The following is a 26,215-nucleotide window of genomic DNA, read 5'->3' on the forward strand; positions in this document are numbered from 1 at the left end:
CCCGTGCCGGGGAGGATCACTCCTCCCCGCGCAACGCCTTCAGGAAGAAGGCATATTGCCGCCGCATCGCGTAAGCGACCGGCCCGGTGCTGCGGCCGGCGGTGTGTTCGCCGCCGGGGATGACGAGCAGGTCGAAATCCTTGTCCGCCTTGATCAGCGCATCGACCACCTGAGTCGTGCTGGCGGGATCAACGTTCGAATCCTGCTCGCCGACGACCAGCATCAGCTTGCCCTGGAGCTGGTGCGCATGGACCACGCCCGAGGCATCCGGATAGCTCTGGTCGACCGGATAGCCGAGCCACTGTTCGTTCCAGTCGATCTTGTCCATCCGGTTGTCAAAACACCCGGCATAGGCGACCCCGGCCTTGTAGAATTCGGGGTGGAAGAGCAGCGCATTGAGCGTGCTTTGTCCGCCCGCCGAGCCGCCATAGATACCGACGCGGGTGATATCGACGCCGGGGTCCTTGGCCGCCAGCGCCTTCATCCAGGCGATTCGGTCGGGAAAACCGCTATCCGCCAGATTCTTCCAGGCGACGTCGTGAAAGGCTTTCGAGCGGTTCGCCGTGCCCATGCCGTCGATCATCACCACGACAAAGCCCAGATCGGCGAGCTGCTGCATCCCCATGACCTTGTCGCCGCCGGAGAAGCCGCCGAACGGCCAGAACGCCTTGGGCACGAAACTGTCGTGCGGTCCGGCGTAGATATTCTCGATGACGGGATAGCGTTTGGCGGGATCATAGTCGCGCGGACGGACAACTAAGCCGTAAATGTCGGTCTTGCCGTCGCGCCCCTTTGCGGTGAAGCGCTCGGGCGGGCGAAAGCCGGCGGCGGTCAGCGCGGTAATGTCGCCCTTGTCCAACGTCTGGATCAGGCTGCCGTCACGCGCGTCGTGGAGCTCCATCGTCTCGGGGCTGTCGGTGCGCGAGAAGACGTCGACATAGGTCGTCATGTCGGGGGAGAAGCGGACCTCGTGCGTCGCATTCTCCCGCGTCAGACGAGTCAGGTTGCGGCCGTCGAAATCCACCCGGAACCAGTGTTTGTAATAGGGGTCCTCACCGGGCACGAAGCCGCTGGCCGAGAACCAGATCTGGCGCTTTTCGTCATCGACCTTCGCAATGTCGCGGACCAGCCAGTTGCCCTTGGTGATCTGGCGGAGGGCGCGGCCGGTCGCGCCGTCGATTAGGTAGAGGTGTCGCCAGCCGTCCCGCTCGGATGCCCAAAGGATTTCGCGGCCCAGCCCCTTCACGTCATGCGACCAGATGCGGTCGCGGAAGACGAAGGTCTTCGCCGTCTCGGTGACGGCGGCGTGCGCGCGGCCGGTATCGGCGTCGACCGCGATGATCCTGGCCTCGCCGAAACCGCGTTTCAGGTCGTCGAACGCGAAGCTCTTGCTGTCGGCGCGCCATTCGGGGGCGGACAGGGTATAGGCATTCGCGAACAGGCTCGGGTTGATCTCGGTGCGCTTCCCGTCCGCGACTCGGAAGAGGACGGGCGCTTCCTCATCCACCGTGTCGCCCGGCTTGGGATAGAGTTGCTGGACGACCTCGGGTTGGACCTTGCCCGGCGGGGCGGCAAGGACGCGCGTGACCATGCGGGCATAGCCGGGGCGAACGCGCTGGAGCGCGATATGCTGGCCGTCCGGGCTCCAGGCGATGGTTTCGGGGTCGTAGAAATCGCCTGGCGTCCCGTCCTGGCTGCGCCAGACTTCCTTGCCGCCACCCGCCCCGCGAACGACCAGATTGTCGTCGAGGACCAGCGCCTCCAGCCTGCCGTCGGGCGATAGGCGGGGGTGGTTATCGGCGGGAACCCGCAGGTCGCGGACCACGCCGAAGCCACGCGGGCGGCTGGGATTCTCTCGCGGAACTATCCGGCACGCCGGTTGCGCCAGGACGCAAGCGTAGGTGACGCCGTCCTCATAGCCGATGGTGAAGCGGATCGCGGAGCGGTCGGGCGTATAACTGAAATGGTCGAAGGGCAGGCGGAGTGGTTCCACGGCCCTGCCCATCACTTTGGTCAACGCAGGCGCGAGCGCGACCGCGTCGAAGGCGGGGGCCTTGGCGCGAGTCGCGGCGTCGACATCGACAAAGGCGAAACCGCCCGCCACCGTCTTGCGATAATGGAAATGCCGTCCGTCGGCATCCCATTCGGCCGGAGAGGCAATGTCGCGGGTGAGCCACTGCCATTGCTCGCGAAGGGCAAGCGACTTTGCGATCCGGTCCGGCACCGACTGCGCCGCGACCGGCGTGGCGGTCAGCAACAGGGCAAGGGTGAACAGTCTCTTCAACGCGCCGCTCCGATGGTAAAACTATAGGTCAGCGGCTGGAGCGCGATGCGGTAAGGCATGTGCGCGCGGCCATCGAGGTTCCAGCCGGTATCGCCGCCCACCCCGGCCTGCGCGGCGTCGATCAGCAGCGTGCCGTCGCCATGCGGATAGATGTCCGAGCTGTGCGCCTGCGCGGGCGGCTTCATCGCCAGGTCGCTGTACGGGAAGGGCAGGGCGTTGACCGACAAGGGTTGCGCGCCCTTCACACGAAGACCCGTGCCGGTGCCGGTCAGCTGGATCCAGCGGACATCGGTCTTGTTGCCGCTCTCCTGCGGCCGGGCATAGTCGTGATACTGGTCGGCCAGCTTGCCGTCCCAGCGGGCGATCATCGCGCCGGTCTTGCGGTCGGCATAGCTTTCCCAGGGACCGCGCCCGAACCAGCTTACTTGCGTGAATTGCTGCCCCGGCGTCGCGAAGGCGAGGCCGATGCGCAGCGGATCGGGCAGTGTCATGCGTAGCGGCGTAAAGCGCACGGTCGCGGTTGCCGCGCCGTCCGGGGCCATGGTCCAACGGGTCTGCATCTTTACCGAACCCACGCCCATGTCGTGATCGACGACAATGGCGTTGCCCTGTTGTCGGATCGCGTCGAGGCGACGATGGTCGGAAAAGGTCTGCCACACCGCATGGCTCTTGGGCACGCCCGCGCCGACGTCATTGTCGGTCGGCGCGCGGGTAAAGTTGGGCGCGCCGCCGGTCAGCAGCGTCTTGCCGTCACGGGCATAGCGGCGGACGAGGCCGGTGGTCCGATCGATCTCCAGCACGGCGTTCCCGGCCTTCAGCGTCATCGCATCGGCGCTTTCCTCCGGCGCGACTGATCCGGCCGGGGCAGCGACGAAGACGGGGGCGGACAGCGCGAACTGTTCCCAGCCGACGACATGCCCCGCAGGCAGCGGTGGGATCGCGCCCGCCCTGGTCCGCGCGCGCAGGATCAGCGAGCGCTCGGCCGTAGCATCCTTGGCCGGGGGCAGGGTGAAGGACAGCGGCGCGGTCTGCCCGGCCGCGACCGAAGGCGCCGCGATGCTGCCGCGCGCGGTTTCGACGCCATTCTCCAGCACGGTCCAGTCCAGCGTAAAACGTGACAGGTCGATATGGTCGTGGCGGTTGACCACCTGCCAGCCGCCGCCTGCTTGCGTGAAGGTGATCGGCGACTGGACATGCGCCATCTCATAATATTCCGGGTCGGGGGTGCGGTCGGACTGGATCACGCCGTCGCCGACCGGGCTGTCGTCGCCGTGCAGCCCGGCATCCTTGGGATCGGGATCATAGTCGAGGCCCTGACCCCAATAGGGGCGACCCTGCTTGTCCTTCAGGATCATCGTCTGGTCGACCCAGTCCCAGACGAAGCCACCCTGCAGCTTGGGATATTTGCGGAAGGTGTCCCAATAGCCCTGGAAGTCGCCCAGGCTGTTGCCCATCGCATGGGCATATTCGCACAGGATCAGCGGCTGGGTGAATTCGGGGCGCTGGGCGTAATCGGTCAGCTTCTCGACATCGTCATACATGGGCGCGAAGATATCGACGTACGAATTGGTCGGGTGCCGCCATCCACTCATGCTATAGCCCAGGAAGTTGATAAGCCGGGTCTTGTCATGCGCGCGGACCCATTTCGCCGCCGCCTCGAAATTCGGCCCGACACCGCTTTCATTGCCCAGCGACCAGAAGATGACTGAGGGGTGGTTGCGGTCGCGCTCGACCATGCGCTGCACCCGGTCGAGATGCGCGGCGGCCCATTCGGGCTTGTGGCCCAGGTTCAGGGTCGGGTCGCCCTTCTCTTGGGTAAGGCTTAGATAGCCATGGCTCTCGATATTGGCCTCGTCCATCACGTACAGGCCGTACTCGTCGGCCAGGTCGTACCAGCGCGGATCATTGGGATAATGCGAGGTGCGGACCGCGTTGATGTTGGCGGCCTTCATCAGTTCGATATCCTTGCGCATCGTTTCCTCGGACACGATGCGGAAGCTGTGCGGGTCATGCTCGTGCCGGTTGACGCCGCGGATCATGATGCGCTTGCCATTCACCCGCACCTCGCCGCCCGCCACCTCGACGGTACGGAAGCCGATGCGGCGGCTGGTCGCCTCGATCAGCTTGCCCTTCGAATCGAGCAGTTCGACCAGTAGCGTGTAGAGGTTGGGATCCTCGGCGCTCCAAGTTTTTACGCCTGGAACCTCCGCCGTGATCGTCGCGCTGGTGCCGGTCGGCATGGCGGTGCGGGTCAGGACCACCCTCTTGCCGTCGAGCAGCGTCGCGCGGAGGCTGGTCGCCTGTGCCGCGCCCGCCAGGTCGACCTCAGCCGACAGCGTGCCGTCGCGATAGTCATGGGTCAATCCGGCATCGATGGCGAGGTCGCGAATATGAGTCCGCGGCGCGGCATAAAGAGTGATCGACCGCTCGATCCCGTTGACCCGCCAGAAATCCTGATCCTCGAGATAGCTGCCATCCGAGTGACGATAGAGTTCGATCGCGATGACGTTCTTGCCGGGCTTGGCAGCGTGGCTGATGTCGAATTCGGTGGGGAGCTTGGAGTCCTCCGAATAGCCGATCTTCTGGCCGTTGACCCACAGATAATAGGCCGCGCCCGCCGCCCCGACGTTCAGCAGCAGACGCCGCCCGGCAAAATGGGCGGGAACGGTGAAATCGCGGCGGTACGAAGCAACCTCGTTCAGCCGGTGCTCGATAAAGGGCGCATTGCGAGGGAAAGGATAGCCGCTGCCGACAAAGACGGGGCGGCTCAGCCCCTGCGCCTGCAGGATGCCGGGGACCTTCACCTCCGTCCACGTGGATATGTCGCGGGCGGGGTCCTCGAAGCCGATCGGTCGCGCCTCGGGATTGGGCGACATATGCACCTTCCACATCCCGTCGAGCGAGAGGTGATCGCGCGACTTGGCGACATCGCCCGCCAGTGCGGCGGCGCGCGTTTCGAACCCGGCGAAAGTGGAGTGCATCGGCTCCGCGCCGATATGATTGACCGCCGGATTTTCCCAGTCGGGGCGGTCTGCCGTCTCGGCCGCCGTCTGCGCCAGGGCTTGTCCTGCGATCAGCGCGGACAGGCCAGCGCATATCAACAGCCGGGTGCTCGCCATATCTTTCATCCTCTTTCGCTTTACGGCGCAGCGTAGATTATACGGAATACAGTTTAAAGAGGCTGTGTCGGCGAAAGGTTGAATATTATGATATAAAGTTACATATGAGTGTGTGGGGGTCAGCGATAAGGTAATGACGGATGATCGACAGCAACACGGCCAAAGCGGAGGCTATCGGCGTCGCACCGCCCCCTGCGATGCGCGAATGGCGGCTCGATGGGCTCGCCATTTCCGCCTCGATGTTGTGCCTGATTCATTGTCTGGTCCTGCCCGTTGCGATCGCCTTTCTGCCCGCGCTGGTCGCCTGGGCTGATGGTGGCGAGCTGTTCCACATCATCATGCTCGCCATCGCCGTTCCGCTGAGTGGTGGGACGCTGATCGCGGGATGGCGGCGGCATGGAGCGGTCGCGCCAGTCGCAATCGGAGCGGTCGGGCTGGCGCTGCTCATGACCGGATTGGGCTATGAGGGGCGAACGCTGGGCACCGGCCTGACCGTGGCGGGCGGCCTCTTCCTCGCGCTGGCGCATGTCCGTAACGTCCAGGCACGCCATATGGCGAATCTTGCTGCCTGGTGAATCGGGGCTTTTTCCACCCCCGCCCTTGACCCGGACAGGCCGTTTCGCGCAGTCGCGAGGTTCGAGATATCCCGAAAAGAGGGGCGGAGACAGGAATGGCCGAGGCTGAGGATCGGATCGTTGCAGGAGTCGAGCTGGGCGGTACGAAATCGATTGTATTGATCGGTCGGGGACGCGACATCCTGGTGTCCGAACGTCTGCCGACGACGAGTCCGGCCGTGACCCTCGCCGCGCTGCGCCAGCGACTGGCCGAGTGGCGTGAGCAATATAAGCCCGAGGCGCTGGGCATCGGTAGCTTCGGCCCCATTGCGCTCGACAAGACGGGCATGGACTATGGCCATATGCTTGCCACCCCCAAGCCCGGCTGGGCGGGGGCCGACGTGGCGGGCGCGCTGGCTGAGGGCTTTGGCGAGCGGGTCGCGATCCATACCGACGTGACCGGCGCGGCGCTGGCCGAGGGGCAGTGGGGCGCGGCGCGCGGCCTGTCCGACCATGTCTATGTCACGGTCGGCACCGGCGTCGGCATGGGTATCATCGTCAACGGCCAGCCGGTGTCGGGCCGGATGCACCCGGAGGCGGGCCATGTCCGCGTCCGCCGCGTGGCGGGCGACGATTTCGCGGGCGCCTGCCCGTTCCATGGCGATTGTCTGGAAGGGCTGGTCGCGGGGCCGGGCATCGCGGCGCGCGTCGGCCGTCCGGCGCAGGAACTGGCAGCGGACGATCCCGCCTGGACCTTCGTCGCGGATGCGCTGGCGGAAAGCTTTGCCGGGTTGTTCCTGACGTTGGCGTGCGGGCGCATCGTGATCGGCGGCGGCGTGGGCGTGGGCCAGCCGCAGCTGCTCGACATGGTGCGTGCCGCGACGGTCGAAAAGCTGTCGGGCTATCTGCCCTTCGTCAACGCAGCCGAGATCGCGAACCGGATCGTCCATGCGCAGCTGGGAGACCAGGCCGGGCCGCTCGGCACGCTGGCGCTCGCGCGGACGGTATTGGACTGACGGCCATTCTATTCCTCCCCTGCAAGGGGAGGTGGCAGGCGTAGCCTGACGGAGGGGTGTCGCCCTCTCGATAGCGGGACACCCCTCCACCAGCTTCGCTGGTCCCCCTCCCCTTGCAGGGGAGGAATGCTAAAAAGCGCTGTCCTACAGCGAACCGATATGGTTCCTCCTTTCCCGCAACCGGGGGAGAGCATCATGGGGCAGGGGGACGAAGCGCGCGTCGATGCGCTGATCGCGCAGGTCATCGCGCGCGAGGGGAATTATAGCGACCATCCCGCCGATCGCGGCGGCGCGACCCGGTTCGGGATCACCGAGGCGGTGGCGCGGGCCGATGGCTATGCGGGGCCGATGCGCCGCCTGCCGCTGGCCCGGGCAGAGGCCATCTATCGCCAGCGCTACTGGGCCGCGCCCGGCCTCGACCGGGTGGCCGCCCGCGCACCACGGCTGGCGGAGGAGCTGTTCGACACCGGCGTCAATATGGGGCCGAACGTCGCGAGCGCCTTTTTGCAACGTGCGCTCAATGCGCTCAATCGCGGGGCTCGCGACTATCCCGATCTTGCGGTGGACGGGCGGATCGGCGCGGCGACGCTGGCCGCGCTCGACGCCTTCCTGCGCCATCGGGGTGCCGCAGGGGAGGTCGTGCTGCTCAAGGCGATCGAGGCGCTTCAAGGCGAACGCTATCTCGCTTTGGCCGAGCACCGCCCTGCCAATGAGGCGTTCCTGTATGGCTGGCTAGCGGACCGGCTGTCATGAGCGGCGAGGATAGCGCAGATGCCTGGACCCGCCGGGCGCGACCGACCTTTCTCTACGTCATGTATGCCCTGCTGCTGTGGAGCATTCCCATGGGGCTGCTCGCAGGGCTTCGGCCGGCCATGGCGGCGGCGATGGTGCGCGGCATGGCGCAATATCTTGCCGCTATCCCGGAGCCGCTCTACGCGCTCTTCGGCACGGGCTATCTGGGCTATACGGTCGCACGCGAATGGGGAAAGCGGCGTCAGTAGAATTGCTTGAGCGTCAGCACCCGATCCTGTCCGTCGCAGGTCCGCAAGGCCACGACCGTTCCCGGCCTGCCCACCGTCCAGCGGGCGAGCGGACTGTCGACATAGTCGCGCGGGATCGGCTGCCCGTCGATGGCGCAGATCGTGTCGCCCTCGCGCCAGCCGCTCGCCGCCGCCGGGCCGCCGCGCATGACGTGCAGCACGCGCAGCCGGTCGCCGGCCACGCCCATCAACAGCCCGGCGGTCGATCGTTGGGCGGGGCTATCGGCATGGGGGCCGGGCTTCAGGATCATCCGCCCCGCGCCGGGGTCGAGCAGCACGCGGTAGCGTTGCAGAAGGCCCGAACCGATCCGCCCGGCCGCGCCCACCGACTCACTGAAGCCCTGTGGCGGCTCGATGCGGACCTCCACCTCATGCGCGGTCAGATTGCCCAGCCGCACGCTCGGCGCGATCGCCAGCTCGTTGACCGATGGCCCCGCCAGCCCGAAGCCGATCGCGGTGGTGGTCGGCAGCGTGGTCAGTCGGGCCGCGCGCCAGCCCGCCTGGGTGACGGTCAGTGCGGAGCCGTCGCCGGTATCGACGATGATCGGTGACAGCTTGGCCGCGCCCAGCCCGACCATGCTTTCATAAACCCGCCGCTCGGCCGAGACGGTCAGCGGCGCGGTGGCGCCGGTAAAGGGCATCCGCCCCGACGGGATCAGGCGAAATCGCTTGGCGGCATAATCGATGTCGAGCGCGTGCGGGGCGAGCAGATCGCGTCCGACCAGAAGGTCGACCGGCGTCGCTTCCCCCGTCGCCAAGGCGGGCAGCGGTGCGACCACCACCCCGCCGCCCTTGCGGGTCAGCCCGCCGAGCGACAAAGCGCGGGTCGGCATCCACCCGATCGCCACCGCCCCGCCGATCGCGCTGGCCTGCCCGCCGGGCCGCACCTTGGCCTTGGCGGCGACCGGTGAGCTTTGCGAGAGCAGCGTGAAGCTGACCCCGGTGTCGAGGATTGCGCTCACCTTTTGCCCGTCGATGGTCATGGCAAAGCGGATCTGGTTGCCCGGTGTCAGCTGGAACGGAATCCAGCGCGCTTCCGCATCGGGGGAGAGCGTCGAGACCCCCGGATCGCGCGCGGCGGCGGCGGCGACATCCTCCTGCACGGGCGCCGCCTTGGGCTCGCGGGGGGGCGACGGGACCATCATCGCGGCGGTCAACAACAAGGGAATGGGGGCGAAATAGAGCAGCGGACGCATCACACCCCAATGCCTAGCCGAACCGGAGGCTGCGCGCGAGGTGATGACGGTGATCTTTCGTAAAGCGCGTGCTCATTTGATTAGCCGCTTTTTGGGCTAATATTGAAATTAGCCCATTTTTGGGTTAAAGAAAGAATTAGCCCGTTTTCGGGTGAACGATATGGGGTGAAAATACGGCCGATGTCTTATTACGCTGTTCTGATGGGCGATCTGGTCGATAGCGAGGGCTATGCCGATCCCGAACAGCTTCACGCCGCGTTCAATGCGGCGATCGAGCGGCAGAATGCGGCCCTTGCCGCCGAAATGATGTCGCCGTTGACCATCACCCTGGGGGATGAGTTTCAGGGGCTGCTGACGTCGCTGGTCGCCGCCGCATGGACGGCGCGGCAGATTCGTTTCGACCTGCTGCGCCAGGACATCGATTGCCGGTTCGTCATCGGCATGGTCGACCTGAAGACCCCGATCAATACCGAACGCGCCTGGAACATGATGGGGCCGGGCTTTGCCGCCGCGCGCGAACGGCTGGGCGAGAAGCGTGCGCCTAGTCGCTATCGCTTTTCCCTGTCTCAGGACCCGCTTCTGGAAACCATGCTCGAGGCCATCGGCGCGAGCCTGACCGCGATCGAGCGCGGTTGGTCGAAGGCGCAGCGGGAGGACATCATCCACCTGCTGGACGGGGCCTCGGTCGCCGATGTGGCCAGCGCGCGCGGCGTCGGCGTTCAGAATGTTTACAAGGTACGGAGCGCGGGCGACTATGATCTCTACACGACGCAATGGGATGCGGTGCGAGCGGCGCTGATCGAACTCGATAAGCGCCATGACCTGCCGGGGGCCGATACATGGTGCACATATTCCTTTACACCGGCGTAGCGCTGATCGCGCTGATCTGGCTGGGCAATGAAATATGCCGGGGTATTTTCAGCCTGACCGGGCTGAAGGATTCGATCGCGCATCTGCCGACTCCGGTCCATAGCGCGGGGCGCTGGATCGGAGCTTTCGAACGGCTGATCCTGGCGGTCGGGATCATCGCGCATAGCTGGGAAATCCTGGCCGCCGTCATCGCGCTCAAGACGGTGGCGCGGTTCAAAGACATGGATGAACGCGCCTTTGCCGAATATTTCCTCGTCGGCTCGCTGTTCAGCATCTTCTGGACGATGCTCGTGACCAGCGCCTGGCTGGCCTATGACCATAAGGTCGGCGGCGACGTTCGGAAGCACGCCGACCAATGGATGAGGATCGAGGCCAGGAAGGACTGATCCCCTACAGGCACGCCTCCAGCAGCGCCTTGTCGAAGCCGAACTGCTTGGCCTTGTCGAGAGTATAGGGGCGCAGGCCCGCCGAGCGATATTCGCCGATGATCTTGCCGTCGGTGCCTTCGTCCAGATACTCGAAGGCGAACAGCTCCTGCGTCACGATCACCGGGCCTTCCATGCCGATCACCTCGGTGATGTTGGTCACGCGGCGGCTGCCGTCGCGCAGGCGCTTGACCTGGACGACCATGTCGACCGAGTCGGCGATCTGGCGGCTGATCGCTTCCTTGGGCACCTTGATGTCGGACATCATCACCATATTCTCCATGCGGGCCAGTGCCTCACGCGGGGAATTGGAGTGGAGCGTGCACATCGACCCGTCATGGCCGGTGTTCATGGCGGCCAGCAGGTCGAAACACTCCGACCCGCGGATTTCGCCCAGGATGATCCGGTCGGGCCGCATACGCAGCGCGTTCTTCACGAGGTCGCGGATGCTGATCTCGCCTTGGCCTTCCAGATTGGCGGGGCGGGTTTCCAGCGGCAGCCAGTGCGGCTGTTGCAGGCGAAGTTCGGCCGCATCCTCGATGGTCAGCACGCGCTCGCCCGGGTCGATCATCTTGGACAGCGCATTCAGCATCGTCGTCTTGCCCGAGCCGGTGCCGCCCGAGATCACGATATTGAACCGCGACGCGCCCGCGATCTTGAGCAGCGTCGCCATGTCCTGGCTCATCGATCCGCCGTTCGCCATCATGTCGAGCGTGATCGGCTTGGCGGAGAATTTGCGGATCGAGATGGCGGTGCCGCGCAAGCTCAGCGGCGGCACGATCACGTTGACGCGGCTGCCGTCCTTCAGGCGGGCATCGGCCAGCGGCGTGGTCTGGTCGACGCGTCGGCCGACCGAGTTGACGATGCGCTGCGCGACCTGGAACAGATGCTCCTCGTCGCGGAAGCGGATATTCGCCAGCTCCAGCTTGCCCTTGCGCTCGACATAGGTCTGCTCGGGGCCATTGACCATGATGTCGGTGATATCGGTGTCGGCCAGCAGTTCCTCGAGCGGCCCCAGCCCCAGCAGCTCGTCGACCAGCACCTTTTCCAGCGCGAACTGTTCGCGCCGGTTGAGCGTCAGCTTCAGCTCGGCCAGCACCTCGCCGATGATCGGGCGGAATTCCTCGGCCAGCTCGTCCTTGCCCAGCGTCGCGGCGGCTTCCGGGTCGACTCGTTCGAGCAGGCGGGGGAGGACCTGTTCCTTGATCCGGTGGATCGACGCCTCGAAGCCCTCGCCGCGCGCCGGGGTCGGATCGACCGAAGCGGCCTGACGTTCGGCCAGTCGCTGCATCGCATCGGCGGCGGTGCCGGGCGCGGCGATCGCGCCTTCCAGCGCATTCAGCGGCGGGAATTGCGAGCCGCCGCCGGGGGCGGGCGAATCGGAGTCGGGGCGGGTGATGGGGCCGGGGCCGTGCATCGGGCGCGCGACGCCAAAGGCCGGGCGACCTCCGCCCGCGCTTCCCAAACCCTGACGGCGACCGAACGCACTCATCGCGACATTCCCCATGGCATTCGGCCATTCCCTAAATGCCAAGATTTACCATATGCCTAACCGATCCCGGTTGCAGGCGATGGAAAGGGCGGGATATGGCCCTGTCCCGATGCTCAGCCGGTTCGTCCTTGCCGTCCTCCTGACCCTGGTCGGACTGTCGCCCGCGCTGGCCGGGGCGGACGACATCGCCGCGACCGCGCGTGGGGTGGTGCGGGTCGTCACCATCGCCATGGTCGACGACCAGGTGGCCGGATTCGGCCATGGCTCGGGATTCGCGGTCGCGCCCAACCGCATCGTCACCAACGCGCATGTCGTCGAACTGGCCGAGCGCTATCCCGACAATGTCGTGATCGGCGTCGTGCCGTCGGAGGGCAGCAAATCCTATCAGGGCCGGGTCATCGCCTATGACGCGCGCCGCGACCTGGCGCTGATCGAGGTGAGCGAGGCGAAGCTGCCGCCCGTCGCGCTGTTCACCGGCCCGGTGACCGAGGGGGATCAGGTCATCGCGCTGGGCTATCCGGGCAATGTCGATCTGGCGACGGCGCAGTCGGCGGCGGACTATATCCGCCCGCTCTCGCCCGTCCGGTCGCAGGGCGTCGCCTCGGGCCGCCGCGCGCTGACGGGCATCGAGGTGCTGCTCCACACCGCCAGCATCGCGCGGGGCAATTCGGGCGGGCCGCTGCTCGATCCGTGCGGGCGGGTGATCGGGGTCAATTCGGCGCTGACCCGCGCCGATGACGGCGATTCGACCTTCGGCTTCGCGATCGCCGATACCGAGCTGATGGCGTTCCTGCGCGAGGCAAAGCAGCCCTATGCTTCGGTCGGCGTCCCCTGCACCTCGATCGAGGAGCGGCTGCGCGAGGATAGCGCGGCGGATGCGCGCGCCATCGCCGATGCCGCCGCCGCCAAGCGCGAGGCCGCCAATGTCGCCGCCCTGCGTCGCGAAGAAGCGCTGAACGCCGCGCGGGAGCAGGCGGAGCGGCTGCGCGAGAATGTGATGGCGGTAGCCGCGCTGCTGCTTGTCGGCGGCGCGCTGGCGGTCGGCGCGGCCGGGCTGCTCGAATCGCGCGGATCGCGACGGGCGGCGATCTGGACCGTGTCGGCGGGCGGGGCCGCGATCGTCGCGGCGGTGGTCGTCTTCCTGCTGCGCCCCTCGGCCGAGATTCAGTTGCCGCGCGAGACGCTGGCTACGGCCATGGGTGCTACGCCCTCCGGCGTCGGCGCACCCGGCACGGCGATCGGCCCGATGATCTGCACCCTGATCCCTGATCGCAGCCGGATCACCGTCTCATCCACCGCCGAGGCGCGGCTGGACTGGGGCGCCAATGGCTGTGCCGATGGCCGCGTCCAGTATCTGGAGGGCGAGGGGGGATGGCAACGGATCATCGTGCCCGAGGAGGAGCCGACCGTGACCGTCGCCCGCTTCGATCCGGTCACGCGCACCTATACCCAGACCCGCTACATGCTGCCCGCCGCGACGATGGACGCGATCCGCAAGCTGCACCAGCCCAGCACGCCGACGGCTTGCGTCAAGACCGACAAGGCGCTGCAGAATCTGGAGGGCGAACAGGCCCAGATTCGCCAGCAGCTGCCGCCGCTGCCCAATGAGAAGCTGGTCTATAGCTGCCGTTCGGGCCGCTGATCGCCAAGAAGGCCGGGGGGGCTTGCGTCCCCGCCATCGTTTCGACGACATAGCCAGCCTGACTGATGCGGCTTGGGAGGGCCGGAGATGACCAAGGGGGGAAGACGCGCCCGTCGCTGGATGGCGGCCGCGATGATGGCATGTGCAGGCTGGCTGGCGGCGGCACCAGCCCAGGCGGAATGGCGCGAGGCCCGGGCGAAGCATTTTGTCCTCTATGGCAACATGTCCGACGACGCGATCCGCACCATGGCGACGCGCCTCGAACAGTTCGACGGCGCGATCCGCTATCTCTATCACAAGCCCGAGGTCGACGGGCAGGAGAGCAACCCCGTCACAGTCTATGTCCTGCCGACCGTAGCGGCGGTGCGGCGCCTCTATGGCAAGGGCGGGGACCATATTGCGGGTTTTTATGACGGCCGCGTCTCCGGCTCGGTCGCGTTCACGCCGATGCGGGGCGAGGATGAAGGCCCCAATGCGCTTCAGCCGCAACAGGTGCTGTTCCACGAATATGCCCATCATTTCCTGCTCGGCAATTTTCAGATCGCCTATCCCGCCTGGTATTCCGAAGGGGCGGCCGAGTTCGTCGGCACCGCGCGGTTCGAGCGCGAAGGGATCATGCTCGGCGTCGCCGCCCAGCACCGCGCCTATGGTCTGCTCGATGCGGCCAAGCTGCCGATCGAGACACTGTTCGATTCCTCGCGGCGCAAGCTGAGCGATATGGAGACCGAACAGGTCTATGGCCGGGGTTGGTTGCTGACCCATTATCTGAGGTTCGATGCCACGCGGGCGGCGAATTTCGCTCGCTATCTGACTTTGCTCAATGAGGGCAAACCCAGCATCGAGGCGGGTAACGAAGCGTTCGGATCGTTGAAACAGCTCGACCGCGACCTGGGGCGCTATCTGGGTCAGAGCAAGATTCCCGGCCTTCTGGTCCGGTTCGACCGGCTGCCCAAGGTCGAGGTGTCGGTGCGGGTGCTGAGCCCGGGCGAACAAGCGATGATCCCGTTCCGGATGCAGTCGGATCGCGGCGTCGACCGTAAGACGGCGGGTGAGGTCTATGCCCGCGCCTCGGCCGCAGCGGCGGCCTATCCCCAGGACGCGGTCGCGCAGGGCTGGTTCGCCGAAATGGCCTATGACGCGGGACAGGATCAGGCGGCCGAGGCGGCGGTTGACCGGGCGCTGGCGGTGAAACCCGATCTGCAGCAGGCCCTGCTTTACAAGGGCATGCTCCATCTGCGTCGCGTCGCCGGCGACAAGAGCAAGGACCCGGCGCGCTGGGCCGAGGCACGCAGCTGGATCGTTCGCGCCAACCGCGCCGATCCGAATGCCGCCGAGCCGCTGGCGGTCTTTTACAGCAGCTTCCGTCTGGCGGACGAGCGTCCTCGCGAATCGGCGGTGAAGGGGCTGGAGCGTGCCTTCGAGCTGGTGCCGCAGGACAAGGGGCTGCGCTTCATGCTGGCGAGCCAGCAGATTTCGGCTGGTCAGATCGATCAGGCCAAACGCACGCTCCGCCCGCTCGCTTATGATCCGCACATGCCGCCCGACAATCCGGCGGCGGCGCTGCTGGCGCTGCTCGACAGCGGCAATCAGGACGCGGTGAAGGCGGCGCTGGCGGCTGCGTCGGCGGGCGAAAAGAAGGACTAGCGTCTGGTCAGCCCGCGTCCAGCAGTGCCCGCGACACCGCCTCGATAAAGGAGAGCCGCCGTGCGGGTTCGGCGAGTAGCGGGTCGGGGGCTTCGGTGGCGGTGACGATCCGGGCGATGCGGTCGCGTGTGGGCGTGTCCGCTGGGCGAAGCTCGGCGGCGGGCAGAGACTGGCTCAGCGCTCGTTCGTCATCCTCGAACGCGACCCGCGCGAGGCCCCGTTCGGTCATGGCCACCAAAAGAGGCCCCATCGACGAGGGGGCGACGGTCCAGACGATGCTGACCCCCTCGCCGCCGCGTCGCCATTGTCCCGGCGCCATGCCCAGCCGTTGGTCGCTATCCGCATAGAAGCGGCTGGGCGCGGCATAGCCCGCCTCATAGAGCGCGGCGGTGACGCTCGGTTCGGCGGCCAGCGCCTGCGTCGCGCGGGCGGTGCGGCGGGCTCGCGCATAGGCGGCGGGCGTCACCCCGGTCGCGCGTTTGAACAGCCGGTGGAAATGATGCGGGGCATAGCCGACCTGCGCCGCCAGCCTGTCGAGCGGGGGCGGGGTCTCGGCCGCGTCGATCGCGGCGATGGCGGCCGCCACCGCCTGCCGGTCGCGGGCCACGGCATCGGGCAGGCAGCGCAGGCAGGCGCGAAACCCGGCCGCCCGCGCCGCCTGCGGGCTGTCCAGGAAGCGGACATGTTCGCGCCGGGGCCGCCGGGCCGCGCAACTGGGTCGACAATAGATGCCGGTCGTCCTGACCGCGACGACGAACCGGCCATCGGCAGAGCGGTCGCGAGCGTGAAACGCCTCCCAGGCGGCGTCCTCGTCAATGGCGTGCAGGGCAGGGGCGGGCGCGATGTCGATCATTACGACGGTTCTGGCAAAATTCATTGTGGCTTTCATCCCACGGCTTGCGGCCAAAGCCGTTACTTTGGCGTCACTGACCTGTCACAAGATGCGCCGTGCAGCTTGCATCAAAAGGTTCCCGATGCTAACCGCCCGCCAACCCATCGGAGGCGCGTTTTTCGCGCCCCGTTCCCCATGGGGCCAACCCGTTCGTTGTTCGAGGAATTCGCATCCGTGGAGATGTCCGGCGGTACTATAAGCGGCACAGGCGGCATCCAGGCGAGCCTGGGTGGTCGTTATGCGCTCGCGCTTTTTGAAACGGCCGAACAGAGCCGTTCGATCGACACGATCGAGGCGAGCCTCGTGACCCTTCGCGATGCGCTGGCCGCCGATGAGGATCTGGTCGCGCTGACCAAGAGCCCGGTCGTGGCGCGTGGCCAGGCGGTCAAGGCGATCCTGGCGGTCGCCGACACGCTGGGCCTGGACGGGGTGACCAAGAATTTCCTCGGCGTTCTCGCCGAGAATCGGCGCCTCTCGGCGCTGCCGCAGATCATCCGTGCCTTTCGCCAGCTGGCCAGCCGCCATCGCGGCGAGGTCGCGGCCGAAGTGACGAGCGCCCACCCGCTGACCGAGACCCAGGTCGCCGAGTTGAAGCAGCAGCTGCGCACCCGCGTCGGCCGCGAAGTGTCGGTCGACCTGTCGGTCGATCCCGACCTGCTCGGCGGGCTTGTCGTCCGCATCGGTTCCCAGATGATCGATAGCTCGACCCGCACCCGTTTGAATGCGCTCGCCAGCGCGATGAAAGGCTGACGTTCCCATGGATATCCGCGCCGCAGAAATCTCCAAGGTCATCAAGGACCAGATCGCCAATTTCGGCACCGAGGCCCAGGTCAGCGAGACCGGCCAGGTGTTGAGCGTCGGTGACGGCATCGCGCGCATCTACGGCCTCGACAATGTCCAGGCGGGCGAGATGGTCGAGTTCGCCAATGGCGTGCAGGGCATGGCCCTGAACCTGGAAGCCGACAATGTCGGCGTCGTGATCTTCGGCTCGGATGCCGAGATCAAGGAAGGCGACACCGTCAAGCGCACCGGCACCATCGTCGACGTGCCGGTCGGCCGTGGCCTGCTGGGCCGCGTCGTGGACGGCCTGGGCAACCCGATCGACGGCAAGGGTCCGATCGAGTCGACCGAGCGTCGCCGCGTCGAGGTGAAGGCGCCGGGCATCATCCCGCGCAAGGGCGTGCATGAGCCGGTCCAGACCGGCCTGAAGGCGATCGACGCCCTTGTCCCGGTCGGCCGCGGCCAGCGCGAGCTGATCATCGGCGACCGTCAGACCGGCAAGTCGGCCGTCGCGATCGACGCCTTCATCAACCAGAAGACGGTCAACGCCGGCACCGACGAGTCGAAGAAGCTCTACTGCATCTACGTCGCCGTGGGTCAGAAGCGCTCGACCGTGGCGCAGCTGGTCAAGACGCTCGAAGAGAATGGCGCGATGGAATATTCCATCGTCGTCGCCGCGACCGCTTCGGAGCCTGCACCGCTGCAGTTCCTGGCGCCCTATACCGGCACCGCGATGGGTGAGTATTTCCGCGACAACGCGATGCACGCGCTGATCGTGTTCGACGATCTGTCGAAGCAGGCCGTCGCCTATCGCCAGATGTCGCTGCTGCTGCGCCGTCCGCCGGGCCGTGAAGCGTACCCTGGCGACGTCTTCTATCTGCACAGCCGTCTGCTCGAGCGTGCGGCCAAGATGAACGACGCCAACGGCGCCGGTTCGCTGACCGCGCTGCCGATCATCGAGACCCAAGCGGGCGACGTGTCGGCGTACATTCCGACCAACGTGATCTCGATCACCGACGGCCAGATCTTCCTCGAAACCGACCTGTTCTTCGCGGGCATCCGCCCGGCGATCAACGTGGGCCTGTCGGTCAGCCGCGTCGGCTCGGCCGCGCAGACCAAGGCGATGAAGAAGGTGTCGGGCTCGATCAAGCTCGAGCTGGCCCAGTACCGCGAAATGGCCGCCTTCGCGCAGTTCGGCTCGGACCTCGACGCCTCGACGCAGAAGCTGCTGAATCGCGGTGCGCGCCTGACCGAGCTGCTCAAGCAACCGCAGTTCAACCCGCTGCCCTTCGAGGAGCAGACGGCGTCGATCTTCGCAGGGACCAACGGCTATATCGACAATGTGCCGGTGGCGCAGGTCGTCCGCTACGAAGCGGCGATGCTGGCTTACCTGCGCAACGATCACGCCGATGTGCTGACGATGATCCGCGACACCAAGGATCTGGGTGACGAGGCCAAGAGCAAGCTTAAGGCCGCGCTCGACCAGTTCGCGAAGATCTTCGCGTAAAGCAGACATAGCCCTCTCCCCTTGTGGGAGAGGGTTGGGTGAGGGGGCGCCGTAAGCGACCCCGCCCGTGGCAAACCCTCACCCCGACCCTCTCCCTCGAGGGGAGAGGGAGGCAGAAGGACGAAGATGGCGAGCCTCAAGGCCCTCAAAATCCGGATCAACTCGGTCAAGTCGACCCAGAAGATCACCAAGGCGATGAAGATGGTCGCCGCCGCCAAGCTGCGCCGTGCGCAGGAAGCGGCGCAGGGCGGTCGTCCCTATGCCGAGCGTCTCGAAGCGGTGATGGCCGGTATGGCCGCGCGCGTGGGCGGCGTCGGTGCGTCGCCGCTGCTCGCGGGCACCGGCAAGGACGATGTCCAGTTGCTGGTCGTCGCCACCTCGGAGCGTGGTCTGGCGGGGGCGTTCAACACGAACATCGTCCGCGCCGCGCGCCGCAAGGCCGAAGAGCTTCACGCCCAGGGCAAGACGGTGAAATTCTACATTGCGGGTAAGAAGGGACGCGTGCTGAAGCGCTTCTTCCCGAACGCGATCCTCGCCGATCACGACATGAGCGCGATCAAGGCGCCCAAGTTCGACGACGCGCGCACCATCGCCGACGACCTGATCGCGCGGTTCGAGCGCGGCGAGTTCGATGTGGCGCACCTGTTCTACTCGAAGTTCGTCTCGGCGCTGGTGCAGGACCCGGTCTCGCAGCAGCTGATCCCGGTGCCGATGCCCGCGCCCAGCAAGGACGAAGCGTCGATCGAGGCGGTCGCCGAGTTCGAGCCGAGCGAGGAGGACATTCTCGAAGCATTGCTGCCGCGCAATGTCGCCGTGCAGATCTTCCGCGCGCTGCTGGAAAATCAGGCCGGTTTCTACGGCTCGCAGATGAACGCGATGGACAATGCCACGCGCAATGCGGGCGACATGATCCGCCGCCTGTCGATCCAGTATAACCGCACACGCCAGGCCGCGATCACCACCGAGCTGGTCGAGATCATCTCGGGCGCCGAGGCGCTCTGATGCGTCTCGTGCTCCTATTGGGCCTGACGGTCGCTCTGGCCGGATGCGGCCGGGCGTCCGACCAGCCGAAGGAGACGCCCAAGACAACGCCCGCGCCGTTCGTGAAGGGCGGCTGGGCCACCATATTCGGCAATGCGCCCGAGACGGTCAGCCTGCTCGACCGGATGGGCTTTCGCATGAGCGGCTACGCGCCCGTCCGGGGCCAGTATCGCGCGATCGCGCAAGCCACGCCGATGGCCGATCCGTCGGTGTCGCCGGTCAACATGGCCAATCTTATGGTCGAGGGCGATGCGAAGCGGCTGAACGAGATTCGCTTCTCGCTTGACCTCGTCAATCTCGACACCAGCCCGTTCGCCAAGACGCAGTTCATCCGCTGGGTCACCAAGCCGATGGATCAGCTGGGTCTGGACGGTAAGGATGCGGTCACGGCCGCGATCCAGACCGAAAGCGCCACCACCGGCCACCTGACCGGCGCCGATTACCGTGTTACCCGTGACAAGATCGACGGTGGCCGCCGTCTGGTCGTGACCTTTACCCGCCCCGAAGCTATGTCGGGCTCTACCGAACCAAGGAAGCAATGATGGCAACCGCCGCTGAGGACATCCGGCCGACCACGGCCACCAACAATGTCGGCACGATCGCCCAGGTCATCGGCGCGGTCGTCGACGTTTACTTCCCCGAAAACCTGCCCGCGATTCTGTCGGCGCTGGAGACGGACAATAACGGCAACCGCCTGGTGCTCGAAGTCGCGCAGCATCTGGGCGAGAACACCGTCCGTACGATCGCGATGGACACGACCGAGGGTCTGACCCGCGGCCAGACCGTGACCGACACCGGCAGCCAGATCCAAGTTCCGGTCGGCCCCGCGACGCTCGGCCGCATCCTGAACGTCGTCGGCGAGCCGATCGACGAGCGCGGCCCGGTCGCCACCGACCTGCGCGCACCGATCCACGCCAAGGCGCCCGAGTTCATCGAGCAGTCGACCGAGAGCGCGATCCTGGTCACCGGCATCAAGGTCATCGACCTTCTCGCGCCCTACGCCAAGGGCGGCAAGATCGGCCTGTTCGGCGGCGCGGGCGTCGGCAAGACCGTGCTCATCCAGGAACTCATCAACAACATCGCCAAGGGCCATGGCGGTACCTCGGTGTTTGCGGGCGTCGGTGAGCGGACCCGCGAGGGCAACGACCTGTATCACGAATTCCTCGACGCGGGCGTGATCGCCAAGGACGCCGAGGGCAATGCGATCAGCGAGGGCTCGAAGGTCGCGCTGGTCTATGGCCAGATGAACGAGCCGCCGGGCGCCCGCGCCCGCGTCGCGCTGTCGGGCCTCGCCATCGCGGAATATTTCCGCGACCAGGAAGGCCAGGACGTGCTGTTCTTCGTCGACAACATCTTCCGCTTCACCCAGGCGGGTGCGGAAGTGTCGGCGCTGCTCGGCCGCATCCCGTCGGCCGTGGGCTATCAGCCGACGCTGTCGACCGACATGGGCGCGCTGCAGGAGCGCATCACCTCGACCAACAAGGGCTCGATCACCTCGGTGCAGGCCGTGTACGTGCCTGCCGACGACTTGACCGATCCGGCGCCGGCCACCTCGTTCGCCCACCTGGACGCGACGACCGTGCTCAACCGCGCCATCTCGGAGCTGGGCATCTACCCGGCCGTCGACCCGCTCGACTCGACCAGCCGCGTGCTGGAGCCGCGCATCGTCGGCCAGGAGCATTATGAAACGGCGCGTGCCGTTCAGTCGCTGCTCCAGCGCTACAAGGCGCTGCAGGACATCATCGCGATCCTGGGCATGGACGAGCTGTCCGAAGAGGACAAGCTGACCGTCCAGCGCGCCCGCAAGATCCAGCGCTTCCTGTCGCAGCCCTTCCACGTCGCGGAAGTCTTCACCGGCATCTCGGGCAAGTTCGTCCAGATCGAAGACACGATCCGCTCGTTCAAGGCGGTGGTCGACGGCGAATACGACCATCTGCCGGAAGCGGCCTTCTACATGGTCGGCGGCATCGATGAAGCCGTCGCCAAGGCCGAGAAGCTGGCCCAGGAGGCCTGATGTCCGCGCTGCGCCGCGAGGACGCCGTGAATGACGTCTGTCCCTGGTCGGGCAAGCCGATCAGCGACAACGGTTTGACGGTCTATCGCGGCGCGGTGGTCGGCTTCTGCAATCCTGGTTGCCGGGACAAGTTCGACGCGGCGATCACCGCGTTCGACCGCGCGATTGAAACGAGACTCTGACATGCTGCACTTCGAACTCGTGACCCCCGAAAAGCTCCTCCGCTCGGAGGAGGTGCATATGGTGGTCGTCCCCGGCACCGAGGGCGATTTCGGCGTGCTGGAGGGCCATGCACCCTTCATGTCGACCATCCGCGACGGCGCGATCCAGGTCTATCGCACCGACAAGGGCGAGCCGGAATCGATCCAGATCCGTGGCGGCTTCGCCGAGGTGGGGCCGAAGGGCCTGACCGTTCTGGCGGAACATGCGGGGTAAGGCTGTTCGGCTTTTTTCCGGGTTGTGAAACGGTCGTGGCGGAAGCCGCGGCCGTTTTCGTTTGTGGGCAGGGGCGGGGCGTGGCCTTCGACTTCGCTCAGGCTGAGCGGGGGGTGGGCCTACCCCTCTTTCCCGCGTGCCATTCAGCCTGAGCGAAGTCGAAGGCAAAGGGGAGCCGTCAGCCCCAAGCACGCCCCTCCCGCAGGCGGGAGGGGATGGGGGAGGGAAAGCCACAGGCGATGGTCTCAGTGAGACCCCATGCCCTCCCCCGACCCCTCCCGCCTGCGGGAGGGGGGAAGAAAGCAGCACTCACAAAAAGCTGTACGGGTCGACATCTACCGCGACGCGCACCTTGGCGGACCATTCGACCCCGCCGAGCCATTCGCGGATCACGTCCTGCACCGCCAGCGCGCGCCGGGCATGGACGAGCAGCCGGAACCGGTGGCGCCCGCGCAGCATCGCCAGCGGCGCAGGTGCGGGGCCGAAGACGTGCATACCGTCCACCTTGGGCGCCGCCCGCGCAATCATGCCCGCAGCCGATTGTGCCGCGCCCTGATCCTCGGACGACACGATGATCGCGGCATAGCGGCCGAAGGGCGGCGCATCGGCATCCCGGCGCGCCTCGGTTTCCGCCGTATAGAACGCCTCGGCATCGCCCGTGACCAGCGCCTGCATCACCTGTGCCTTGGGGCTGTGCGTCTGGATGAAGACAAGGCCGGGCTTGGCGCCACGCCCGGCGCGGCCCGACACCTGGCGGATCTGCTGGAAGGTCCGCTCCGCCGCGCGCAGGTCGCCGCCGTCGAGCCCCAGGTCCGCGTCAATCACGCCGACCAGGGTCAGGTTGGGGAAGTGATAGCCCTTGGTGATAAGCTGCGTGCCGACAACGATGTCGATATCGCCGGCTTCCATCCGCCCGACGAACTCGGCGGCCTTGGCGGGGGACCAGATGGTGTCGGAGGTGACAACGGCGATCTTCGCTTCGGGGAACAGCGCGGTCGCCTCGTCGGCGATGCGCTCGACGCCGGGACCACAGGCGACCAGCGTATCCTCCCCGTCGCATTCGGGGCAGGCACGCGGGGTGGGCAGGACATGGCCGCAATGATGGCAGGCCAGCCGCCGCACCAGCCGATGCTCGACCATCCAGGCGGTGCAATTGGGGCATTGGAACCGGTGCCCGCACGTCCGGCACAGTGTCAGCGGGGCATAGCCGCGCCGGTTCAGATAGAGCAGCGACTGTTCGCGCTTCTCCAACGTCTCCTTCATCGCCGCCACGAGTTTCGGCGCGATCCAGCGGCCCCGCTCGGGCGGGTTCTGGATCAGGTCGATCGCCTCGATCGTCGGCATCTGCGCGGGGCCGAAGCGGCCGGGCAGCTTGACCTCGGTGTAGCGGCCCAGCGCCACCTGCTGCCGGGTTTCGATGGCGGGCGTGGCGGAGGCGAGGATCACCGGGCACGGCTCGAACTTGCCCCGCATCACCGCCACGTCGCGCGCGTGGTAATGGACGCCGTCTTCCTGCTTGAAGCTCGTTTCATGCGCCTCGTCGACGACGATCAGGCCGAGATTGGCATAGGGCAGGAACAGCGCGGAGCGTGCGCCGACCGTCACCAGTCCCTGGCCGCTCGCGATTGCGCGCCAAGCGCGGCGCCGCTGCGAGGAGCGCAGTCCCGAGTGCCACGCCACGGGTTCGCAGCCGAAACGATCGTGGAAGCGTTTGAGGAACGGCTCGGTCAGCGCAATTTCCGGGAGCAGGACCAAAACCTGCCGGCCTTCGGCGATCGCCTGCGCCACCGCCTCGAAATAGACTTCGGTCTTGCCCGACCCCGTCACGCCGTCGAGCAGCACCGGCTGAAAGACATGGGCGGTGACCCCCGTGACCAGCGTGTCCGCCGCCGCGCGCTGATCCTCGGACAGGTCGGGACGGTGGTGGTTCGGATCGGGCAGGGGGAAGGGGCTGTCGATGTCGACTTCGACCCCCTCGATCGCGCCGTTCTTGACGAGACCCCGGATCACCGCGTCGGAGACATCGGCCATCGTCGCCAGCTCGCGGATCAACCCCTGCCGGTCGCCGATCCGCTCCAGCGCCTGGGCACGCTGTGGGGTCAGGCGGTCGGGGACATGGCCGGTGACGCGGTACTCGGTCACGGTCCGTGTGCCCTCCAGCGCGGAGGTGGAGGACAGCGCCATGCGCACCACGGCCGCTGGCGGGGCGAGATAATAATCCGCCGTCCACTCGATCAACCGGCGCAAGGGCGCGGGTAGAGGCGGCGCGTCGGCTACGCCCAGCAGCGGGCGCAGGCGATTGTCGCCCACCTCGGCATCCGACGGCATCCGCTCGGGTTCCCACACCACGCCGAGCAACTGGCGGGGACCGAGCGGCGCTACGACGATCGACCCCGGCTCGACCGTCATACCCTGGGGCACGCGGTAATCGAGGGGGCCGAGCGCGGAGTTCAGGACGAGGACGCGGGCGCGCGAAGACATGCCCCCGCTATATGGGGCGGTACGTCGGAGAGGAAAGGGGCTTAGCTCGCCCGCCGCCGGTCGCCGCGTCGCCGTTCGCCGACCCGGTCGCGCTTGGCGCCGTAGAGGCGGCTGTCGGCGTGATGCATGAAATCGCGGTTGGTATGACAATCATCGGGGCGCAGCGTCACGCATACCGTCCCGGCGCAGCTCATGGTCAATCCGTCGATCGTGATGGTGATGGTCAGCAATCTCTCGATTCGGATGCGCAAGGCATTGGCATCGGCAAGCAGCGCCGCGTCGCGGACGATCACTCCGAATTCGTCCCCGCCCAGCCGCGCGACGAAGCTGCCGTCCAGCCAGTCGGATCGCAGCCGCTGGCCGACGATGCGCAGCACCTCGTCCCCCGCGGGATGGCCCAGCGTATCGTTGATGAGCTTGAAGCCGTCCAGATCGATCAGGACCAAGCCCAGCGGCTCGGCGCTCTTTGCGGAATCCGCGATCGCGGCTTCCAGCGCCCGGTCGAATGCCGCGCGGTTGGACAACAATGTCAGCGCGTCGGTGTCGGCATTGCGGCGCAGCTGGGTTTCCAGCGCGTGACGCTCGGTTACATCCTGGAACATGCCCACCAGGCCGTGCGGCTCGCCATCCAGCATCTCGCGCTCGCCCATCACGCGGACGCGCCGCTTGCGCCCCAGCGCGGTGACGAAATCCAGTTCGATATCGAACGGATCGCCGGTTCGCACCGTCTGCCCCATCGTCTTGCGCAGTACCTCGCGCGCAGCGGGGGGGTAATAAGACAGGCCTTGTTCGATCGTGAAATCCTGGCCTGCGGGCAGTTCGTGAATCCGATACACGCCCTCGGACCACATGGCCTGGCCGTCGGCCAGGGTGATCCGCCACGACCCCATCATCGCCAGCCGCTCGACCTGGCGGACGGTGCGCTCCTTGGCACGCAGATCGGCGGCCTGATGTTCGCTGAGCTCCGCCATGGTGTTGGCCCGCCGGGCGATCGCGCGCGCGGCGATCAGCGCCTCGGCCAGTCGCGCCAGATGTCGCAGGGTCTGCTCCCCCGCCGGGCTCAACGAACGGGGGGACGCATCCATGACGCATAGCGATCCGATTGCCTGAGGCGATCCGTCCAGGTCGGGTACGCGGATCGGCATCCCGGCATAGAAGCGTGTTCCCGCCTCGCCCACGACAAAGGGATTGACCGCGAAACGCGGGTCGCGGCTGAGGTCGGGAACGACGGTCACATCGCTGGACTGGATGGTATAGTCGCAAAAGGCGGTCGCCCGCGGCATCTGTCGGGGCAGGGCGCCGATCGCCGACTTGACCCAGAATCTGTCCCGGTCCGCCAGCGTCAGCGCCGCGAGCGGACAGCCGAGCATGTCGGCGGCCAGTGAAACGAGCGCATCGAACTCCGCTTCCGGCTCGCTGTCGAGCAGGGCATGGGCCTGGAGCGTGGCGAGGCGACGCTCCTCGTCAAACGGCGCGGGGACGGTGAAAGGGGCTGCCTTCATGATGTGCGGATCATAGCGAAAAGAGTTATCAGAACCTTAAAGATGGCCGGAAGTATAAGTATTTGTGCGGCTTTTTGTTCGCGCTGGCTGGCGGAACACGACCGGCCGAACCGGAGACGAGGTGGATGACGCATTTGTCACATTCTGGTCACGCCCGGGTATCCCAAAGCGCTGTAGCCCTTGGACCACGGAGTTCGAAGAGCTCGGCGCCCGTTACTCCCGGGGGCGCCGTCGAGGCCGGCGGAGACATGCTTTCCGCCGGCCTTTCCTTGACGGCGGCA

The 26,215-nt window shown here is 66.6% G+C and carries 22 protein-coding genes; 15 read left to right on the forward strand and 7 right to left on the reverse strand.

What is annotated here, in order from left to right; all coding sequences use genetic code 11:
- Positions 1-16 precede the first annotated feature (16 nt).
- Both GGR45_RS02050 and GGR45_RS02055 read right to left on the reverse strand, forming a co-directional pair.
- On the reverse strand, positions 17-2,284 hold the full coding sequence (locus GGR45_RS02050) for a S9 family peptidase (protein WP_175313890.1): 2,268 nt from the start codon (positions 2,282-2,284) through the stop codon (positions 17-19).
- Positions 2,281-5,403 (reverse strand): glycoside hydrolase family 2 TIM barrel-domain containing protein, encoded by a 3,123-nt coding sequence (locus GGR45_RS02055; protein WP_246357991.1) that lies wholly within the window; start codon positions 5,401-5,403, stop codon positions 2,281-2,283. The genes GGR45_RS02050 and GGR45_RS02055 overlap by 4 nt, the downstream gene beginning before the upstream one ends.
- Before the next feature lie 140 nt (positions 5,404-5,543).
- Between GGR45_RS02055 and GGR45_RS02060 the strand changes: the two genes are divergently transcribed.
- From GGR45_RS02060 to GGR45_RS02075, 4 genes are all read left to right on the forward strand, one after another.
- Entirely contained in the window at positions 5,544-5,978 is a 435-nt protein-coding gene (locus tag GGR45_RS02060; RefSeq protein ID WP_246357992.1) for a MerC domain-containing protein, read from the forward strand.
- 95 nt (positions 5,979-6,073) lie between these two features.
- Positions 6,074-6,973 carry an ROK family protein gene (locus GGR45_RS02065; protein ID WP_175313891.1) on the forward strand — a complete coding sequence of 300 codons (900 nt, stop codon included), beginning with the start codon at positions 6,074-6,076 and terminating at the stop codon, positions 6,971-6,973.
- 195 nt (positions 6,974-7,168) lie between these two features.
- On the forward strand, positions 7,169-7,726 hold the full coding sequence (locus GGR45_RS02070; protein ID WP_175313893.1) for a glycoside hydrolase family 108 protein: 558 nt from the start codon (positions 7,169-7,171) through the stop codon (positions 7,724-7,726).
- Positions 7,723-7,974, forward strand: coding sequence for a 3TM-type holin (locus GGR45_RS02075; RefSeq protein WP_175313895.1), 252 nt, complete (start codon positions 7,723-7,725; stop codon positions 7,972-7,974). Before GGR45_RS02070 ends, GGR45_RS02075 begins: the two co-directional genes overlap by 4 nt.
- Here the strand turns inward: GGR45_RS02075 and GGR45_RS02080 are convergent.
- The gene (locus GGR45_RS02080) at positions 7,968-9,209 is read right to left on the reverse strand and encodes a retropepsin-like aspartic protease (RefSeq protein ID WP_246358017.1); all 1,242 of its coding nucleotides are present in this window, start codon (positions 9,207-9,209) and stop codon (positions 7,968-7,970) included. The two genes, GGR45_RS02075 and GGR45_RS02080, sit on opposite strands and share 7 nt — an antisense overlap.
- Positions 9,210-9,389: 180 nt before the next feature.
- On the opposite strand from GGR45_RS02080, the gene GGR45_RS02085 reads away from it, so the two are divergent.
- Positions 9,390-10,079 (forward strand): SatD family protein, encoded by a 690-nt coding sequence (locus GGR45_RS02085; protein ID WP_217498124.1) that lies wholly within the window; start codon positions 9,390-9,392, stop codon positions 10,077-10,079.
- Positions 10,049-10,465 carry a hypothetical protein gene (locus GGR45_RS02090; RefSeq protein ID WP_175313897.1) on the forward strand — a complete coding sequence of 139 codons (417 nt, stop codon included), beginning with the start codon at positions 10,049-10,051 and terminating at the stop codon, positions 10,463-10,465. Before GGR45_RS02085 ends, GGR45_RS02090 begins: the two co-directional genes overlap by 31 nt.
- A 4-nt stretch (positions 10,466-10,469) precedes the next feature.
- Here GGR45_RS02090 and GGR45_RS02095 read toward each other — a convergent pair whose 3' ends face one another.
- Positions 10,470-11,996 carry a TadA family conjugal transfer-associated ATPase gene (locus GGR45_RS02095; protein ID WP_175313899.1) on the reverse strand — a complete coding sequence of 509 codons (1,527 nt, stop codon included), beginning with the start codon at positions 11,994-11,996 and terminating at the stop codon, positions 10,470-10,472.
- Between the two features lie 52 nt (positions 11,997-12,048).
- Between GGR45_RS02095 and GGR45_RS02100 the strand changes: the two genes are divergently transcribed.
- Both GGR45_RS02100 and GGR45_RS02105 read left to right on the forward strand, forming a co-directional pair.
- Complete coding sequence (locus GGR45_RS02100) at positions 12,049-13,638, forward strand: S1C family serine protease (RefSeq protein WP_343051136.1); 1,590 nt, start codon at positions 12,049-12,051, stop codon at positions 13,636-13,638.
- Positions 13,639-13,725: 87 nt separating this feature from the next.
- Positions 13,726-15,282 carry a hypothetical protein gene (locus GGR45_RS02105; protein ID WP_246357993.1) on the forward strand — a complete coding sequence of 519 codons (1,557 nt, stop codon included), beginning with the start codon at positions 13,726-13,728 and terminating at the stop codon, positions 15,280-15,282.
- Between the two features lie 7 nt (positions 15,283-15,289).
- Here the strand turns inward: GGR45_RS02105 and GGR45_RS02110 are convergent, their stop codons facing one another.
- On the reverse strand, positions 15,290-16,159 hold the full coding sequence (locus tag GGR45_RS02110) for a bifunctional transcriptional activator/DNA repair enzyme AdaA (protein WP_419789986.1): 870 nt from the start codon (positions 16,157-16,159) through the stop codon (positions 15,290-15,292).
- 195 nt (positions 16,160-16,354) lie between these two features.
- Here GGR45_RS02110 and GGR45_RS02115 point away from each other — a divergent pair, with 195 nt between their 5' ends.
- From GGR45_RS02115 to GGR45_RS02145, 7 genes are all read left to right on the forward strand, one after another.
- Entirely contained in the window at positions 16,355-16,924 is a 570-nt protein-coding gene (locus tag GGR45_RS02115) for a F0F1 ATP synthase subunit delta (protein ID WP_175314197.1), read from the forward strand.
- 7 nt (positions 16,925-16,931) lie between these two features.
- Positions 16,932-18,461, forward strand: coding sequence for a F0F1 ATP synthase subunit alpha (gene atpA, locus GGR45_RS02120; protein WP_175313901.1), 1,530 nt, complete (start codon positions 16,932-16,934; stop codon positions 18,459-18,461).
- Positions 18,462-18,587: 126 nt separating this feature from the next.
- Positions 18,588-19,463 (forward strand): F0F1 ATP synthase subunit gamma, encoded by an 876-nt coding sequence (locus GGR45_RS02125; RefSeq protein WP_175313902.1) that lies wholly within the window; start codon positions 18,588-18,590, stop codon positions 19,461-19,463.
- Positions 19,463-20,044 (forward strand): hypothetical protein, encoded by a 582-nt coding sequence (locus tag GGR45_RS02130; RefSeq protein ID WP_175313904.1) that lies wholly within the window; start codon positions 19,463-19,465, stop codon positions 20,042-20,044. Before GGR45_RS02125 ends, GGR45_RS02130 begins: the two co-directional genes overlap by 1 nt.
- Entirely contained in the window at positions 20,044-21,516 is a 1,473-nt protein-coding gene (gene atpD / locus GGR45_RS02135; protein ID WP_175313906.1) for a F0F1 ATP synthase subunit beta, read from the forward strand. The genes GGR45_RS02130 and atpD overlap by 1 nt, the downstream gene beginning before the upstream one ends.
- Positions 21,516-21,698, forward strand: coding sequence for an eL24 family ribosomal protein (locus GGR45_RS02140; RefSeq protein WP_175313909.1), 183 nt, complete (start codon positions 21,516-21,518; stop codon positions 21,696-21,698). The genes atpD and GGR45_RS02140 overlap by 1 nt, the downstream gene beginning before the upstream one ends.
- Before the next feature lies 1 nt (position 21,699).
- Positions 21,700-21,951, forward strand: a complete 252-nt coding sequence (locus GGR45_RS02145; protein ID WP_007405041.1) for an ATP synthase F1 subunit epsilon — start codon at positions 21,700-21,702, stop codon at positions 21,949-21,951.
- Positions 21,952-22,260: 309 nt separating this feature from the next.
- Here the strand turns inward: GGR45_RS02145 and GGR45_RS02150 are convergent, their stop codons facing one another.
- Positions 22,261-24,432, reverse strand: coding sequence for a primosomal protein N' (locus GGR45_RS02150; protein WP_175313911.1), 2,172 nt, complete (start codon positions 24,430-24,432; stop codon positions 22,261-22,263).
- A 41-nt stretch (positions 24,433-24,473) separates the two neighbouring features.
- Positions 24,474-25,934 carry a sensor domain-containing diguanylate cyclase gene (locus tag GGR45_RS02155; RefSeq protein ID WP_175313920.1) on the reverse strand — a complete coding sequence of 487 codons (1,461 nt, stop codon included), beginning with the start codon at positions 25,932-25,934 and terminating at the stop codon, positions 24,474-24,476.
- Positions 25,935-26,215: the final 281 nt, after the last annotated feature.

The organism is Sphingomonas zeae, from assembly GCF_014197135.1.
In the GTDB taxonomy this organism is placed as follows: Bacteria; Pseudomonadota; Alphaproteobacteria; order Sphingomonadales; family Sphingomonadaceae; genus Sphingomonas; species Sphingomonas zeae.